The following is a 515-nucleotide window of genomic DNA, read 5'->3' as shown; positions in this document are numbered from 1 at the left end:
CTGTGGTTGATGGGGTGGACGGCCCCCTACGGCATCAGTTGTGCCAGAATGAGGTTGTCGAAATCTCAAACGAGGGAGCCGTCCGTGACGCAGATTATCCGCATTGGAATGGATACGTCGAAGCATATTTTTCAGTTGCATGGGGTTGATGCGGCCGAGAAGGTGGTGTTGCGCAAGCGGCTGTCGCGCAAGCAGGTGCTGGAGTATTTCGCCAAGTTGCCGCCGACGGTGATCGGGATGGAGGCTTGCGGGGCTTCGCAATATTGGGCGCGGGAGCTTTCCAAGCTCGGCCACGAGGTGAAGCTGATGGCCCCGCAACTGGTGAAGCCCTACGTGCAGCGGAACAAGAACGACGGGCGGGATGCGGAAGGATTGTGTGAAGCCATGGGGCGGCCGCGCATGCGCTTTGTGCCGGTCAAGACGGCCGAGCAACAGGCCGCGCTGATGCTGACGGGGATCCGCGACGGACTGATCGCCCGGCGCACCCAGCTGAGCAATGCGATCCGCGGCTACGC

General features: G+C 61.7%; 1 protein-coding gene. It reads left to right on the top strand.

Features of this window, described 5'->3' with window-relative positions; all coding sequences use genetic code 11:
* Positions 1 to 84: 84 nt before the first annotated feature.
* A partial coding sequence (locus OZ411_RS43045) for an IS110 family transposase (RefSeq protein ID WP_282532818.1) occupies positions 85 to 515 on the top strand: 431 nt, incomplete at its 3' end.

The sequence above is a fragment of the Bradyrhizobium sp. Arg237L genome, assembly GCF_029990105.1.
GTDB lineage: Bacteria > Pseudomonadota > Alphaproteobacteria > Rhizobiales > Xanthobacteraceae > Bradyrhizobium.
The sequence above is the reverse complement of the archived record's forward strand: the minus strand, read 5'-3'. Positions and strand labels throughout refer to the sequence as shown.